This is a genomic window from Streptomyces sp. NBC_00162 (genome assembly GCF_024611995.1).
Classification (GTDB): Bacteria; Actinomycetota; Actinomycetes; order Streptomycetales; family Streptomycetaceae; genus Streptomyces.
Genome location: NZ_CP102509.1, coordinates 7,459,905 through 7,473,826, shown reverse-complemented (window position 1 = coordinate 7,473,826; position 13,922 = coordinate 7,459,905). Strand labels below are relative to the sequence as shown.

The following is a 13,922-nucleotide window of genomic DNA, read 5'->3' as shown; positions in this document are numbered from 1 at the left end:
GCCTAAGCCGGCCGTCCGAACACCGGCAGCGCCCACCTCGGCGGTGACGGGGCCGCGTCCTGCGACGCGGGCACCACGCGCGTCGACGGACGGACGGGGGACGAGCCGGCGCTGCGCAGGGCCGCGGTGAACTCCAGGCAGGTGCTCCAGCGGTCCTCCGGGGACTTGGCCAGTGCCTTCGCCAGGACCTCGTCCAGCGCCCCCGGCAGCCCGGGCCGCCGCGAGCTCAGCGGGGGCGGGGGATCGTACTGATGGGCCCACAGCAAGGCCATGTCGTCGTCCCGCTCGAAGGGCGGGCCGCCGGCGAGGGTCTCGTAGACCACGCACCCCAGGCTGTACACGTCGCACCGGCCGTCCACCGGCTTGCCGGCGATCTGCTCCGGGGCCACGTAGTCCAGCGTCCCGACGAACTGCCCGACGCTCGTGAACCCGCTCAGCGACAGCGATTTCTTCGTCAGTCCGAAGTCCGTGAGGTACACGTGCTCGGGGTGGTCACTGTCCGTGCCCTGCGCGACCAGGATGTTGCCCGGTTTCACGTCCCGGTGCACCAGGTCGTGGTCGTGCGCCGCGTCCAGCGCCGAGGCGACCTGCCCCGCGATCCGCGTGGCCGTGTCCAGCGGGAGCGGCCCGGTGCGGTTCAGCATCGCCCGCAGGTCCCGCCCGGCGACGTAGCGCATCGCGATGTACAGCAGTCCTTCCGTCTCACCCGCCTCGAAGACGGGCACGATGTGCGGGTGGTCGATGGCCGCGGCCACCCTCGACTCGAACGCGAACCGCTGCCTGAAGGTGTCGTTCCGGGCCAGTTCGGGTGCCAGCAGCTTCAGCGCCACGGTCCGGTCCAGGCGCAGGTCTCGCGCCCGGTAGACGACGGCCATCCCGCCGCGCCCGATCTCGCTCTCCACCAGGTATCCGGCGATCTGCTTCCCCCGCAGGTCGGACGGGGGCCCGCCGACCGGATCCGGCTCCATCACCCGTCCCCGGGCTCGGGCGTGTCGACGATGCGGGTCGGGGCGTGCCCCACCGACTGCTCGGGCTCCGCGTCGAGCTGGACCGCGACCGGGTCGGGCGCCGGCGGCTGGGGCCCGGGCGAGGCGCCCGGGCCGGCGACGGCCGCGTAGGTCGCCAGGCGGGTCCCGTCGCCGTACATCCACCGCCCTGCCCGCTCGTCGTAGAGCCACACGGCCTCCCCGTCGATGACGATCCCGGCGCGCAGGCCCCGTACGGTCCGGCGGAAGGCCTCGCTGTCGGTACGCCCGGCGGCGAGTTCGGCGACGGCCCGCCGGTAGCGGTCCAGGGCTTCGGCGCCGCGGTCGAGCTGCGGCCCGGGGTCCTCGGCGCGCCCCGGGGGCTGTCCTCCGGCGGTGGGCGGAGGCTGCGGTACGGAGAGCAGCAGCCGCCCGTCCACCCAGGCGGACCAGCCGTTGGCGCACAGGACCTCCCCCCAGTCGCCGCGCCGGGACAGCAGCTGTACGGGGAGGAAGGCGTCGAGCGGCACGGTGGGGTGGGACACGTCCGGGGTCTCCCACGCGGGCAGGCCCTCCTGCGGGACGATGTGGGTGGGCCGGAAGTCCTCGACCTCGTCGGGGCTGGTCATGGAGGCTACTTCCGCATGATCGTCGGCTCGTGGCGGCGCAGCACCCGGATCACCAGCACGGCGAACAGCACGGACAGGCCGACCAGCATCCCGACCTCGAGCATCCACACGTCGGCCTTGTGATCGAACAACGGGTCCTGGGTGATCTTGCCGGGCACGATGGCACCGAGGTCGATGGTGGCCGACATCGCGCCCATGGCCCACCGGGCCGGCACGAACCAGGCCAGCTGTTCGATGACGAGGACCCCGGTGAGTTTCAGCAGGGAGCCGCAGAAGACGACCTGGACGATGGTGAGCAGGACCAGCAGCGGCATGGTGACCTCCTCCTTGCTCACCAGGGCGGAGATCAGCAGTCCGAGCACCATGGCGGTGACGGACAGCAGGGCGACGACGAGGGTGATCTCGATCAGCGGTGGCAGGAAGAGACCCTTGCCGCCGGGGGCGTTGATGCGGACTCCGGCGAGGCCGACCAGGGTGAGGACCACGGCCTGGGCGATCGTGACCGCGCCGAGGACCACCACCTTGGACATCAAATAGGCCGACCGGGACAGGCCCACGGCACGCTCGCGCTGGTAGATGACGCGTTCCTTGACGAGTTCGCGCACCGCGTTGGCGGCGCCGATGAGGACTCCGCCCACGCACAGGATGAACAGGGCGTTCAGCGCCGTCTCGGCATTGAGGACGCTGCCGGCCAGCGCGCGGGTCATGGCGCCCATGACGAACGGCAGCGCGACCATGATGATCAGGAAGGTGCGGTCGGCGCTGAGCACGGCGGAGTACCGGCGGATCAGGGTGGAGAGCTGGGAGCCCCAGCTCTGGGCCTTGGGCGGCGACTGCGGCACGACGCCGGCGACCCGTCCGACCTCCCCTGCGGGCGGCGGCCCGCCGGCGGCGACGTCGACGTAGCGGCGGTGCAGCGGTGAGGCCCGGTAGTCCCCCGCCCAGTCGCGGTCGCGCTGGTTCTCGAACGCCTCGAAGGCTTCGGGCCACTGGTCGTAGCCGAAGAATCCGAGGGCCTCGTCGGGGGGGCCGTAGTAGGCGATGCGCCCGCCGGGTGCGAGGACCAGGAGGCGGTCGCAGACCTCGAGGTTGAGCACGCTGTGGGTGACGACGATGACCGTGCGCCCGTCGTCCGCGAGGCCGCGCAGCGTGTGCATGACGGAGCGGTCCATGCCGGGGTCGAGGCCGGAGGTGGGTTCGTCGAGGAAGAGCAGGGAGGGCTTGGTGAGCAGCTCGAGGGCGACGGAGACGCGTTTGCGCTGGCCGCCGGAGAGGCTGTGGATGGGCTGGTCGGCGCGCTCGACCAGCCCGAGTTCGCGGATCACCTCGTCGACGCGGGCCTCACGTTCGGCCTTGGCGGTGTCCTGCGGAAAGCGCAGTTCGGCGGCGTAGACGAGGGCCCGGCGGACCTTGAGCTGGGAGTGCAGGATGTCGTCCTGGGGCACCAGGCCGATGCGGCTGCGCAGCTCCGCGTAGTCCCGGTAGAGGTCGCGGCCGTCGTAGAGGACGGTGCCGTGTTCGGCGGGGCGCAGGCCGGTGAGTGCGCCGAGCAGGGTGGACTTGCCGGCGCCGCTGGGTCCGACGACGGCGAGCAGGCACTTGGCGCCGACCGGGAAGGAGACGCCCTCCATCAGGGTCTTGCGTCCGTGGTCCACGGTGACGGTCAGGCTCTGGACGTCGAGGGACACCTCGCCGTTGTCGACGTACTCCTCCAGCCGGTCGCCGACCAGGCAGAAGGCCGAGTGGCCGATGCCGACGATGTCGCCCTCGGCGACGGGGGCCACCGCGACGGCGGCGCCGTTGAGGTAGGTGCCGTTGTGGCTGCCCAGGTCGACGATCTGGTAGCTGCCGTCGGGCAGGCCGCGCAGTTCGGCATGCCGGCGGGAGACCACCAGGTCGTTGACGACCAGGTCGTTCTCGGGGGCCCGGCCGATCCGGACGGTCGTACGGGCCGGCAGCGGGCGGACGGCGGAGGGCGTGCGGAAGGTACTGGTCAGCGCGGGGTTCGAGACCCGGGACGGCCGGCCGGCATGCGGCGCGGGGGCAGGCGCGGCACCGACGAGGACGGCGCGCGGGCCGTCCTCGGCGCTGCCGAAGCGCAGTTCGCTGCCGACGCCGACGCTCCACTCCTGGACGCGCTGGCCGTCGGCCCAGGTGCCGTTGGTGCTGTGGTCGTCCTGCACCGTCCAGTGGCCGTCGTCGGGGCGCAGGATCGCGTGGTGCCAGGAGACGCGGGCGTCATCGAGGCAGATCTCGCAGAGCGGGTCCCGGCCAACGTGATACGTCCGGCCCGGGCTCATCGGAACGGAGCCCGTGTCGGTTTCCAGAACGAGCTCGGGTGCGGTCGGCACACCGGGGCGCTGGACCATGACCAGATTTTCCCACGATCTGATCGACCCGGCACCGGTCGAGCATCGTCGCAGGTCAGAGCCCCCTTAAGGGTAATGACAACGGTCCCCGTTGCAGCCTTTGCCCATCTCGCCGGGGTGCGCTTCACTTCACGCGACGGAACCGAACAAACGGGGGACGCCATGAACGGGCACGACCACGCGCACGACCACGCGCACGACACGGGCCACGACCACGGCGCGCGCGGCCACGGCGGGCACAGCCACGGCGTCGCCGCCGACGCCGACCAGCGCTGGCTGGCCATCGCGCTCGGTCTGATCGGCACGTTCATGGCCATCGAGGTGGTCATCGGCGTGGTGGCCAATTCACTGGCCCTGATCTCCGACGCGGCCCACATGCTGACCGACGCCGTCTCGATCGTCCTCGCGCTGATCGCGATGCGGCTGGCCGCCCGGCCGGCGCGCGGCGGCTTCACGTACGGCCTCAAGCGGGCGGAGATACTTTCCGCCCAGGCCAACGGCCTGACCCTGCTGCTGCTGGCGCTCTGGCTGGCGTACGAGGCGGTGCGGCGGCTGATGGACCCGCCGCCGGTGGAGGGCGGGCTGGTGCTGGTGACGGCGCTCGCGGGCATCGTCGTCAACATCGCCGCGGCCTGGTGCATCTCGCGGGCGAACCGCTCCTCGCTCGCCGTCGAGGGCGCCTACCAGCACATCCTGAACGACCTGTTCGCGTTCATCGGTACCGCCGTCGCCGGTCTGATCGTGCTCACCACCGGGTTCCGGCAGGCCGACGCGATCGCCACCCTCGTGGTGGTGGTGCTGATGGTCAAGGCGGGCTACGGGCTGGTCCGCGAGTCCGGCCGGATCCTCCTGGAGGCCGCCCCGGCCCACGTGGACCCGGACGCGGTGGGCGACCGGCTGGTCGGACACCCGCCGGTCACCGAGGTGCACGACCTGCACATCTGGACCATCACCTCCGGGCAGGCGGCGCTCTCCGCGCACGTGCTCGTCGAGCCGGCGGGCGACTGCCACGCGGTGCGCCGGGACCTGGAGCGACTGCTGGCCAAGGAGTACGGGATCACGCACACCACCCTCCAGGTGGACCACGTACAGGACTCGCTCCTCACGGTCGGCCGCGCCGGCCAGGACCCGGCGGATCCGCACTGCGCGGACGCGCACGGTCCGGTCCACCGCCAGGGCCCGCACGACCACTGAGCACCGGACGCCGAACACCGATCAATGACCCGCCGCCGCGCGGGGCATACATGGGCCCATGACGCACAAGCGCAGTGCCGGACTGCTCCTGTTCCGCCGAACGGGTGAGGATTCGGACCCCGGGGTCGAGGTCCTGCTCGGCCACATGGGCGGCCCGCTCTGGTCCGGGCGGGACGCCGGGGGCTGGGCCATCCCGAAGGGCGAGTACGAGCCGGACGAGACGCCGCGGGACGCGGCCCGCCGGGAGTTCACCGAGGAGATCGGGCTGCCGCCGCCCGAGGGCCCGTACCTGCCACTGGGCGAGGTACGGCTGACCAGCGGAAAGCTGGTGACCATCTGGGCGGTGGAGGCGGACCTCGATCCCGCACTGATGGCGCCCGGGACCTTCACCATGGAATGGCCGCCGCACTCGGGGACCGTACAGGAGTTCCCCGAGCTCGACCGCGTGGCGTGGTTCGCTCCCCCGACGGCGCGAGAGAAATTGATTCCCTCTCAGATGCCCTTCCTGGACCGTCTGTTGGAGATGCTGAAGAGCTGAAACGCGTCGGCTTGCCAGCGGGTCCGCCTGCCTGCACATTGCACACATGACGAACGTCGTGCTGGTGGGAACCCTGGACACCAAGGGTGTGGAGTACGGCTGGCTGCGCGAAAGGCTGCTGCGCGCCGGCGTCGAAGTGGTACTGGTCGACACGGGGGTGATGGGCGAGCCCCGGGTACCCGCGGACGTGCCGCGTGACGCGGTGGCCCGGGCCGCGGGAACGGAACTGTCGGAACTGCGTGAGGCCGCCGACCGGGGCGCGGCCGTCACCACGATGGCCCAGGGCGCGGAGGCGACCTTGTTACGCTTGCACGCCGAAGGCCGGCTGCACGGGGTCCTCGCGATCGGCGGCAGCGGCGGCACCTCCATCGCCACCCGGGCGATGCGCGCCCTGCCGCTTGGCGTACCCAAACTGATGGTCTCGTCCATGGCGTCCGGCGATGTCGCGCCGTACGTGGGCTCCTCGGACATCACGATGATGTACAGCGTGGTGGACATCGCGGGGATCAACAGCATCTCGGCGCCCGTCCTGGCCAACGCGGTGGAGGCGATCGCCGGGATGGCCCGGGCCTTCGCCCGCGCGTCCCTGGACCTGCACCGCCCGCCCCGGCTGGGGGCGGGCGACCGCCCGCTGATCGCGGCGAGCATGGCGGGCGTGACCACGATCGGCGTGGACGCGGCCCGCGAGCGGCTGACCGAACTGGGCTACGAGGTACTCGTCTTCCACGTCAGCGGCTCCGGCGGCCGCACCCTGGAAACGCTGGCCGGCCAGGGGGTCTTCGCGGGCGTCCTCGACCTCACCCTCAGCGAGCTCGCCGACGACCTGTGCGGCGGCATCCTCACCGCGGGCCCCGACCGGCTCAGCGCGGCCGGCCGGGCCGGGATTCCGCAGGTGGTGAGCCTGGGGGCGCTGGACATGGTCAAGTTCGGCCCGCTGGAGACCCTGCCCGAGCGGGTCCGCCACCGGCAGGTCCACGTCCACAACCCGTCCATCACGGTGATCCGTACGACCGAGGACGAGTGCACCGAGCTCGGGCGCCGGGTCGCCGGAAAACTCCGCGCGGCGACCGGCCCCACGGCCGTCTGCGTCCCACTGCGCGGACTGTCCACCCTCGGCGCCCCCGGTGGGCCGTACCACGACCCGGCCGCGGACCGGGCGCTGTTCGCGGCGCTGCGCAAGGGTCTGCGGGGCAGCGGCGCCGTCCTGCACGACTACGACACCCACATCAACGACCCGGCGTTCGGCCGTTCGGCGGCCAAACGACTTCATGCGATGATCTGCGCGCAGCGGGCCGCCGCCTGAGACACCCCGACCGGCCGGGAACCGGCCACGGCGGAAACCGTGTCCCTGGGGGTGGCCGGTCGAGGGACGACCCGGCTGCGGGGCCTGGGCACGGTGACGTCATGGACGGGGGCAGACGATGAAGAGCGCATGGGCAGTGCCCGGTTATGCGGAGGTCCGGGAACTGGGCTCGGGCGCCAGCGGTCGCGTGGTACTCGCCGTCCATCAGGCGACGGGCACGGCGGTCGCGGTGAAGTACCTCAGCGACCGGCTGCGCGAGGACCCCGCGTTCGTCGGGGAGTTCCGGGCCGAGGCCCGGCTCCTCGGCGCTCTCCACTCCCCGTACGTGGTGCGGCTGTACGAGTACGTGGAGGCGCCGGGCGGCGCCGCCATCGTGATGGAACTGGTCGACGGGATCTCCCTGCGCGCCCTGCTCAAGCAGTCCGGGCAGACCGGTCCCGAGGCCGCGCTCGTGGTGCTGAAGGGCTCCCTGCTGGGGCTCGCCGACGCGCACCGTGCCGGCGTCGTCCACCGCGACTACAAACCGGAGAACGTCCTGGTCGCGGCGGACGGATCCTCACGCCTCGTGGACTTCGGGATCGCGGCGAACCGCGGCACCACGCCGGGTGTGGCCGGAACCCCCGCCTACATGGCACCCGAGCAGTGGCAGGGACGGCCGGCCTCGCCCGCAGCCGACGTGTACGCGGCGACGGCGACGTTCTTCGAGTGCCTGACCGGCCACAAGCCCTTCGGCGGGGAGAACTTCGCGGAGCTCGCGGTCCAGCACATCGAGGCGCCGGTGCCGGAGGGCGAGGCTCCGGAGCCGGTCCGCCCGCTGATCCGGCGGGGCCTGGCCAAGGCCCCGGAACAGCGGCCCGAGAACGCGCAGGCGTTCGTCGCGGAGCTGGAGGACGTGGCGCAGGCCGCGTACGGGCCGGACTGGGAGGAGCGCGGCCAGCGCAAGCTGGCGGCGCTGGCGGCGCTGCTGCCTCTGCTGTTCCCCTCCTCGGGCGCTCCGGCGTCGGGGACCACGGCCCTGGCGTCGACCACGCTGACGCCGCCGGCGAGCAGTTGGCTGCCGGGCCGCCGCGGCGCCGTGGCCGCGGGTGTGGCCCTGGTGCTCGGGGCGATGATCGTGTTCGCGGCGCAGGCGGCCGGTGAGCAGTTGGGCGGGGCCGCGGCGGTGACCGCGTTCGCGACGACCAGCCCGGCCCCGGGCGGCGGCTTCCCCACGCCCGCGCCGGGCTCTTCGCCCTCGCCCTCGCCCTCGCCTTCACCGTCCGTATCGTCCTCCGCGTCCGCGTCCGCGTCGCCGTCCGCTTCCGCCTCCGCCTCCCCGTCGCCTTCGGCGAGCCCGGGCTCCTCCCCAGCGGCCACGCCGACGGTGACCGGCCCGACGACCGTGCCGCCGACCACGCAGCCGCCGACCACGAGGCCGACGGTGGTGGTCGGGGCGATCAAGGTGGACTTGCGGCAGGCGGACTTCACGGTGGGCGAGGCGAGCATCTCGATCGACGCGAAGGGCACCGCTCCGGTGACGGTCACCGTGGAGTGGTTCAGCAGCAACCAGTCCGGCGTGCTCGGCGCGGCGGACGGCCGCGCCGACACCCTGACCTACCAGCCGGGCGGCGGGACGCTCGTCCGGAGGCACACCTTCTCCGGCCAGGGCTGCTACTGGGGCGTGCGCGTCACGACCAAGCCGGCCGCCGGCAACGGCTCCCAGACCGACCAGGTATGGCTTTCGAGGTGCCAGATCCGATGAGCGACGACGACTACAGCGCCACCGTCCTCGGCAGCCACTGGATCAGTGGTCCTCCGCAGCCGCAGGAGGCCGTGCCCGACCGGATCGAGGGATCGGTCCTGCGGTTCGGGCCCGGCGTGACGGCCTCGATGCCCGCGCCGTTCCCGGTGACCGTCCCGCCGGCGCCGGAGCGCCGCGGATCCGGCGGATGGCGGCGCTACACCCTCGCCGCGGTCGTCCTGCTCGCGGTCCTCTCGTACCTCGGGTGGCAGCGCTTCGGGCCCGCCATCGAGGTCCGGGACGTGGCCGTGAGCACCGATCCCCAGGGCCCGGCCTGCGATGCGGCGGCCGACGTGGTGGCCGTCGTACGGACCAACGGGCGCCCGGGGACCCTCACCTACCGGTGGCTGCGCAGCGACGGCACGCACTCCGAACGGCTGACCGAGCGGGTGCCGCGCGGGCAGCGGGAGGCCCGGCTGCATCTGCTGTGGACCTTCCGGGGCACGGGCACCTACCCCGCGAAGGCCGAGCTCGAACTGCTGGCGCCCGGGCAGCGGACGGCCGCGGTGGAGTTCACGTACCGCTGCTCCCCGTAGCGGGCCGCTAGGCCTTTCGGCCGGGCAGGCCGTGGCCGTCCGGCCGAAGCGGGGGCACCGTGCCCGCTGGTTGACTCGCTGGTGTTGACGAGGACGCTCAGGAACGTCCTCCGGCGCCCCTGCGTGTCACGTTCCAGCCGGCGAACACCCCAACCGGAGCGTGGCCGTCCCGCACGGATGCCAAGTCCACGCGGGAGGCCCGCGGCCGCTTTGGGGAGTGACCGCGGGCCATTTCGCGTCCGGCCGTTCGGCCGGCCCGTCCCCCGCCGCAACCGGGGGACGGAGCTCAGAACCGGGCGTGGGCGGTGATGTCCGCCTCGAACTCGCCCGTCATCGCCGGGGTCACCGTCGGCCGGCACTGCCGGACCGCCGCCAGGTAGTCCTCCGTGCTCGCGCCGAGCTGGGCGGCCGCCGCGCCCCGCACGCCCACCGCCTCCAGGTCCCGCTCGAAGGACACCTGCGCCGCGATCCGCGCCGCGTGCTCGATGTCGGCCGGGGTGAACAGCTCGGTCGCCGCCACCAGCGCCGCCACGTCGACGTCCGCGCGGCCCGCCGTGTAGCGGGACCAGATCGCGGCGCGGGCCCCGGCGTCCGGGGTGCCGATCGGGATCAGGTAGTCGAAGCGCCCGGGCCGCAGGAAGGCCGGGTCGAGGGAGCGGATGGAGTTGGTGGCGCAGACCAGCAGCCGCTCGTCGCCCTCGCGGAAGCCGGGTATCAGCTTGAGCAGCTCGTTCGTCACCCCGTGGATCCCGCCGGGCTGTGCGGGCTCGGTGCGCACGGGCGCGATCTCCTCGACCTCGTCGATGAAGACGAGCACCCGTTCCAGCTCGGCGATCCGGGCGAAGGCGTCGCGCAGCGCGGCGGCCAGGTTGCCCTCGTCGGCGAGCCGGGAGGGCAGCAGTTCCACGAAGGGCCAGCCGAGCCGGGAGGCGATGGCCCGGGCGAAGGTGGTCTTGCCGGTGCCGGGCGGCCCGAAGAGGGTGATGGCGCGCGGCGGCCGCACACCGTGCGAGGCGGCCCGCTCCGGTTCGGCGAGCGGCAGCACCACCCGGCGCTCGATGAGGTCCTTCTCCCGCTCCATGCCGGCGACCTTGGCCCACAGGTCGTTGGGCAGGAAGCGGCCGCCGAGGTCGTCCAGGAGGCCCGCGGCCGGTCCGTGCAGCGGCTCGGTCTTCTCGAAGTAGGCGACGGCGGGCTGCCGGGTGTACCCGGCGTTGAGCAGCCCCTCGCCGAGCAGGTCCTCCTCGGGAAGGACGTACGCGATGCGGCCGACGCGGGCCGCGATGAGCCGCCGCTCCAGCTCGACGAGGAGGGCGCTGGCCAGGCCCCGGCCGCGCCAGCCCGCGGCGATCGCGATGCGCATCACCCAGGCGCGCTCCCCGGTGACGCAGGCGAGGGCCGCGCCGATCGGCACGCCCTGGTGGACGGCGACCACGCAGGGCTGCCGGTCCGTGAGGGCGCTGATGCACTCGGCGAGCGAGAAGACGGACTCCTGGCCGAGTTCGGCTGTGGTGTCGATCAGGTGGACCACCGCTGCGAGATCGCTCTCGCGGTAGTCGTGGATGAGCCAGTTCACCGGGTACCGCCCCTCGTTCGTGCTCCTGCGGCGAGGCTAGGCGCGGGCGGGCGGGACGATCACGCTCCGCGGTGCACAACAGCCGGTCCGGAAACCGTCCGTGTCGTCCATAGACTGGTGGCTTCCGCCCGAACACCAGACCGAGGATCCCAGCACCTTCATGCTTTGCCACATATCCGCGGCCCGACGCGGGCATCTCACCTGGCTCGTCCCGTTCCTCTGGACCCTGGCGCTCGGACTGTGGGGGCTCTCCCGCCAGGACAGCGTGTGGCGGGACGAGGCGGCGACCTGGCAGGTGGCCGGGCGGCCGGCGGGCGAGATCTGGGCCATGCTCGGGAACGTCGACGCCGTGCACGGGCTGTACTACCTGCTGATGCACGGCCTCTTCGGGGTCTTCGGGGCGAGTACGACGACCCTGCGGCTGCCGTCCGTGCTGGCGGTCGCCGCCGCCGCGGCGTGCGTGGCGCTGATCGGGCGGCGCCTCGCCGGGTTCTGGGCGGGGCTCGGCGCCGGGCTGGCCCTCGGGCTGCTGCCGGCCGTGCAGTTCTACCTCCAGGAGGGCCGGCCGTACGCGCTGGTCGCGGCCGGAGCCGGGCTGTCGACCCTGCTGCTGGTGTCGCTGCTGTCCCAGCAGCCCGGCCGGCCCGGGCGGCGGGCCTGGCCGCGCTGGACGGCGTACGGGATCACCGTGCTGGTCTGCGCCCTGCTGAACTGGCTGTCGCTGCTGATCCTGCCCGCCCACGCCGTGACGCTGTGGTGGGTGCGGGCCGGGCGCGGGGTGTGGCTGCGCTGGGCGGCGTACGGTGCGGGCGCGGTGGCGGGGGCGCTGCCGCTGATCCTGTTCAGCCGGGGACAGTCCGACCAGGTGTCGTGGATACCGCCGCTGACCTGGCACATGCTGATCGGGCCGGGAATCCTCCTCGCGATCGGCGGCCTCGGCGCGTGGGCGGACCGCCCCGACCGGGCGCGGCTGTCGGCGGCGGCGGTCGGGCTGCCGCTGCTGGCGGTGCCCCAGCTGGGGCTGGCCGGGCTGTCGCTGGTCCAGCCGCTGTTCCTGGACCGGTACGTGCTGTTCTCCATGGTGGGCCTGGCGCTGCTGATCGGCGCCGCGCTGGGCGCTGCCGTACGGGCCTGCGCGCCCCGCTTCCCCACGGCGGCGGACCTGCTCGTGCCCGGCGTGGTCGGGGTCGCGGCCCTGGCCCTGCTGCCGGTGGAGCTGGGCAAGCGGGCCCCGGCGAGCCGGGTCGACGACGTCCTGGCCGTGGCCGGGGAGGTGGCACGGCTGAAGCGGGACGGGGACGCGGTGCTGTTCGTCCCGGCCGCCCGCCGGGACACCGCGCTGGTCTCCCCCGACGCCTTCACCGGCCTGGCCGACATCGCCCTGGCGAGCACCCCCGTCGCCTCGGACACCCTCAAGGGCGAGGAGTCCGATCCGGCCGGGATCCGGGCGGCGCTGCTCGGTCAGCGGCGGGTGCTGCTGGTCACGGACGCGGCGAAGGTCGCCAAGCCGGCGTCGGCGGAGCGCGACAAGGCGAAAGCCGCCGTCCTGCGGGAGCGGTTCACGGTGGTGGAGGACCGGCAGGTCCGGGGCCGCCGCGTGACCGTGTACGAGCGTCTCGGGTAGAGCTCGTGCGGGCAGCACCCGGCCCGCCCGCAGGGGCTTCACACCGCGTGCACCGGATTCACAGCTGATTCATACGGAATAACGGGCTCCGGACATAGGTTCGCCGGGCAGGGTCGAGACATGATCCACCGCATGCTCCCCCAGCCCCGAGCGGTCGGCCGTGCTCATGCCCGGCGGGCGTTCCGGATCCTGGCGGCGCTGGCCGCGATGGCCGCGCTGCTCAGTGTGGACGTGCCCGACGCCGCGGCCGAGCCGCCGCTCGGCGTCACCGCGCAGGCCGTGCCGGACGCCACGGCGGACCGGGTGGGCGCGCTGTTCGCGGGAGGGCTCGACGGCGGGCACTTCTGCACCGCCGCGGTGGTGCGCAGCGACGACCGCGATGTCATCGCCACCGCCGCGCACTGCCTGGACGACCCTGACACCACCGTGTTCGCACCGGGCTACCGGGACGGCGAGGCCCCGTATGGTACGTGGAAGCTCACGGGCGTGTACGTGGCCCCGGGCTGGACGGACGGCGAGGACCCGGACGACGACATCGCCTTCGCGACCGTGGCCCCGGTGGACGGCGGGCGGTCCGAGCCGGTCGAGGACCTCGTCGGCGGCTTCCCGGTCGCCGCGGAGCAGCCGGCCGAGGCCACGGTGACCGTCATCGGGTACCCGCGCAGCGAGGAGGCTCCGCTGCGCTGCGCCAACACCACCGCCCTGTTCTCGCAGACCCAGCGCCGCATCGAGTGCCCGGACCTCAGCGGCGGCACCAGCGGCAGCCCCTGGCTGGTGGACGGCGCCCTGGCCGGGGTGCTCGGCGGCCACGAGGGCGGCGGCACCGTGCCGGAGGTCTCGTACAGCGCGCTGATGGGCGACCAGGCGGTGGAGCTCTACCGCGAGGCCTCGGACGCCGGCTGACTCCGCCGCCGTGCGGACTACTCCGTGATCCCGACCGGGACCTCGAACCAGGTCGGCTCGTCGCGCAGGGCTCGGTGGATGCGGTCCAGGGCGAACTGCTCCAGCGGCGGCAGCGCGTCCACCTCGAACCAGGCCACCTCCAGCGACTCGCTGTCGTTCGCGCGCGCCTCGCCGCCGGTCGCCCGGCAGCGGAAGGTGATGTCCTGGAACTGGCAGACGTCGCCGTTGGGGTAGGTGATGGGGGCGAGCATCTGGACGAGGACCACGCGCTCGGGTACACACCGCACGGCGGTCTCCTCGTACACCTCGCGCACGGCGGTCTCGGCGGGCTGCTCCCCCGGTTCCGCGATTCCGCCGACCACGGACCACCGTCCGGTGTCGGAGCGCCGGCCGAGCAGCACCCGGCCCCGGTCGTCGACGACGATGGCCGTGACGCCGGGCAGCAGGAGCAGCCGGTGCCCGGCGGTGGCGCGGATCTCGCGGATGAAATCGGGTGTGGTCATCC

12 protein-coding genes are annotated in these 13,922 nt (G+C 73.3%); 7 read left to right on the top strand and 5 right to left on the bottom strand.

Annotated features, from left to right (window positions below; all coding sequences use genetic code 11):
• Nucleotides 1-2: 2 nt before the first annotated feature.
• Genes JIW86_RS34510 through JIW86_RS34500 form a run of 3 tightly spaced genes read right to left on the bottom strand, consistent with a single transcriptional unit; the run spans nucleotide 3 to nucleotide 3,963 of the window.
• On the bottom strand, nucleotides 3-968 hold the full coding sequence (locus tag JIW86_RS34510) for a serine/threonine-protein kinase (protein ID WP_215148522.1): 966 nt from the start codon (nucleotides 966-968) through the stop codon (nucleotides 3-5).
• Complete coding sequence (locus JIW86_RS34505) at nucleotides 968-1,594, bottom strand: hypothetical protein (protein ID WP_257557930.1); 627 nt, start codon at nucleotides 1,592-1,594, stop codon at nucleotides 968-970. The genes JIW86_RS34510 and JIW86_RS34505 overlap by 1 nt, the downstream gene beginning before the upstream one ends.
• Nucleotides 1,595-1,599: 5 nt before the next feature.
• Complete coding sequence (locus tag JIW86_RS34500) at nucleotides 1,600-3,963, bottom strand: FHA domain-containing protein (protein WP_257557928.1); 2,364 nt, start codon at nucleotides 3,961-3,963, stop codon at nucleotides 1,600-1,602.
• 162 nt (nucleotides 3,964-4,125) lie between these two features.
• On the opposite strand from JIW86_RS34500, the gene JIW86_RS34495 reads away from it, so the two are divergent.
• The 5 genes from JIW86_RS34495 (at nucleotide 4,126) to JIW86_RS34475 (ending at nucleotide 9,314) form a co-directional block, all read left to right on the top strand.
• Nucleotides 4,126-5,157, top strand: coding sequence for a cation diffusion facilitator family transporter (locus JIW86_RS34495; protein ID WP_257557926.1), 1,032 nt, complete (start codon nucleotides 4,126-4,128; stop codon nucleotides 5,155-5,157).
• A gap of 58 nt (nucleotides 5,158-5,215) precedes the next feature.
• The gene (locus tag JIW86_RS34490) at nucleotides 5,216-5,695 is read left to right on the top strand and encodes an NUDIX domain-containing protein (protein WP_257557924.1); all 480 of its coding nucleotides are present in this window, start codon (nucleotides 5,216-5,218) and stop codon (nucleotides 5,693-5,695) included.
• A gap of 46 nt (nucleotides 5,696-5,741) precedes the next feature.
• On the top strand, nucleotides 5,742-6,998 hold the full coding sequence (locus tag JIW86_RS34485) for a Tm-1-like ATP-binding domain-containing protein (RefSeq protein WP_257557922.1): 1,257 nt from the start codon (nucleotides 5,742-5,744) through the stop codon (nucleotides 6,996-6,998).
• Nucleotides 6,999-7,116: 118 nt separating this feature from the next.
• Nucleotides 7,117-8,739 carry a serine/threonine-protein kinase gene (locus tag JIW86_RS34480; protein ID WP_257557920.1) on the top strand — a complete coding sequence of 541 codons (1,623 nt, stop codon included), beginning with the start codon at nucleotides 7,117-7,119 and terminating at the stop codon, nucleotides 8,737-8,739.
• Entirely contained in the window at nucleotides 8,736-9,314 is a 579-nt protein-coding gene (locus JIW86_RS34475) for a hypothetical protein (RefSeq protein WP_257557918.1), read from the top strand. The genes JIW86_RS34480 and JIW86_RS34475 overlap by 4 nt, the downstream gene beginning before the upstream one ends.
• A gap of 286 nt (nucleotides 9,315-9,600) precedes the next feature.
• On the opposite strand, the gene JIW86_RS34470 is transcribed toward JIW86_RS34475, so the two are convergent.
• Complete coding sequence (locus tag JIW86_RS34470) at nucleotides 9,601-10,890, bottom strand: ATP-binding protein (protein ID WP_215148506.1); 1,290 nt, start codon at nucleotides 10,888-10,890, stop codon at nucleotides 9,601-9,603.
• A gap of 160 nt (nucleotides 10,891-11,050) precedes the next feature.
• On the opposite strand from JIW86_RS34470, the gene JIW86_RS34465 reads away from it, so the two are divergent.
• A complete protein-coding gene (locus tag JIW86_RS34465) occupies nucleotides 11,051-12,514 on the top strand; it encodes a hypothetical protein (RefSeq protein ID WP_257559547.1) in 1,464 nt (487 codons plus the stop codon).
• 120 nt (nucleotides 12,515-12,634) lie between these two features.
• A complete protein-coding gene (locus JIW86_RS34460) occupies nucleotides 12,635-13,417 on the top strand; it encodes a trypsin-like serine peptidase (protein WP_257557916.1) in 783 nt (260 codons plus the stop codon).
• Nucleotides 13,418-13,434: 17 nt separating this feature from the next.
• Here the strand turns inward: JIW86_RS34460 and JIW86_RS34455 are convergent, their stop codons facing one another.
• Nucleotides 13,435-13,920, bottom strand: coding sequence for an NUDIX hydrolase (locus JIW86_RS34455; RefSeq protein ID WP_215148502.1), 486 nt, complete (start codon nucleotides 13,918-13,920; stop codon nucleotides 13,435-13,437).
• Nucleotides 13,921-13,922: the final 2 nt, after the last annotated feature.

Coding starts and splice junctions, on each gene's coding strand:
- JIW86_RS34495 (WP_257557926.1), top strand. CDS start 4,126: ATGAACGGGCACGACCACGCGCACGACCACGCGCACGACACGGGCCAC.
- JIW86_RS34455 (WP_215148502.1), bottom strand. CDS start 13,920: ATGACCACACCCGATTTCATCCGCGAGATCCGCGCCACCGCCGGGCAC.
- JIW86_RS34510 (WP_215148522.1), bottom strand. CDS start 968: ATGGAGCCGGATCCGGTCGGCGGGCCCCCGTCCGACCTGCGGGGGAAG.
- JIW86_RS34485 (WP_257557922.1), top strand. CDS start 5,742: ATGACGAACGTCGTGCTGGTGGGAACCCTGGACACCAAGGGTGTGGAG.
- JIW86_RS34460 (WP_257557916.1), top strand. CDS start 12,635: ATGATCCACCGCATGCTCCCCCAGCCCCGAGCGGTCGGCCGTGCTCAT.
- JIW86_RS34480 (WP_257557920.1), top strand. CDS start 7,117: ATGAAGAGCGCATGGGCAGTGCCCGGTTATGCGGAGGTCCGGGAACTG.
- JIW86_RS34475 (WP_257557918.1), top strand. CDS start 8,736: ATGAGCGACGACGACTACAGCGCCACCGTCCTCGGCAGCCACTGGATC.
- JIW86_RS34500 (WP_257557928.1), bottom strand. CDS start 3,963: ATGGTCCAGCGCCCCGGTGTGCCGACCGCACCCGAGCTCGTTCTGGAA.
- JIW86_RS34505 (WP_257557930.1), bottom strand. CDS start 1,594: ATGACCAGCCCCGACGAGGTCGAGGACTTCCGGCCCACCCACATCGTC.
- JIW86_RS34490 (WP_257557924.1), top strand. CDS start 5,216: ATGACGCACAAGCGCAGTGCCGGACTGCTCCTGTTCCGCCGAACGGGT.
- JIW86_RS34465 (WP_257559547.1), top strand. CDS start 11,051: ATGCTTTGCCACATATCCGCGGCCCGACGCGGGCATCTCACCTGGCTC.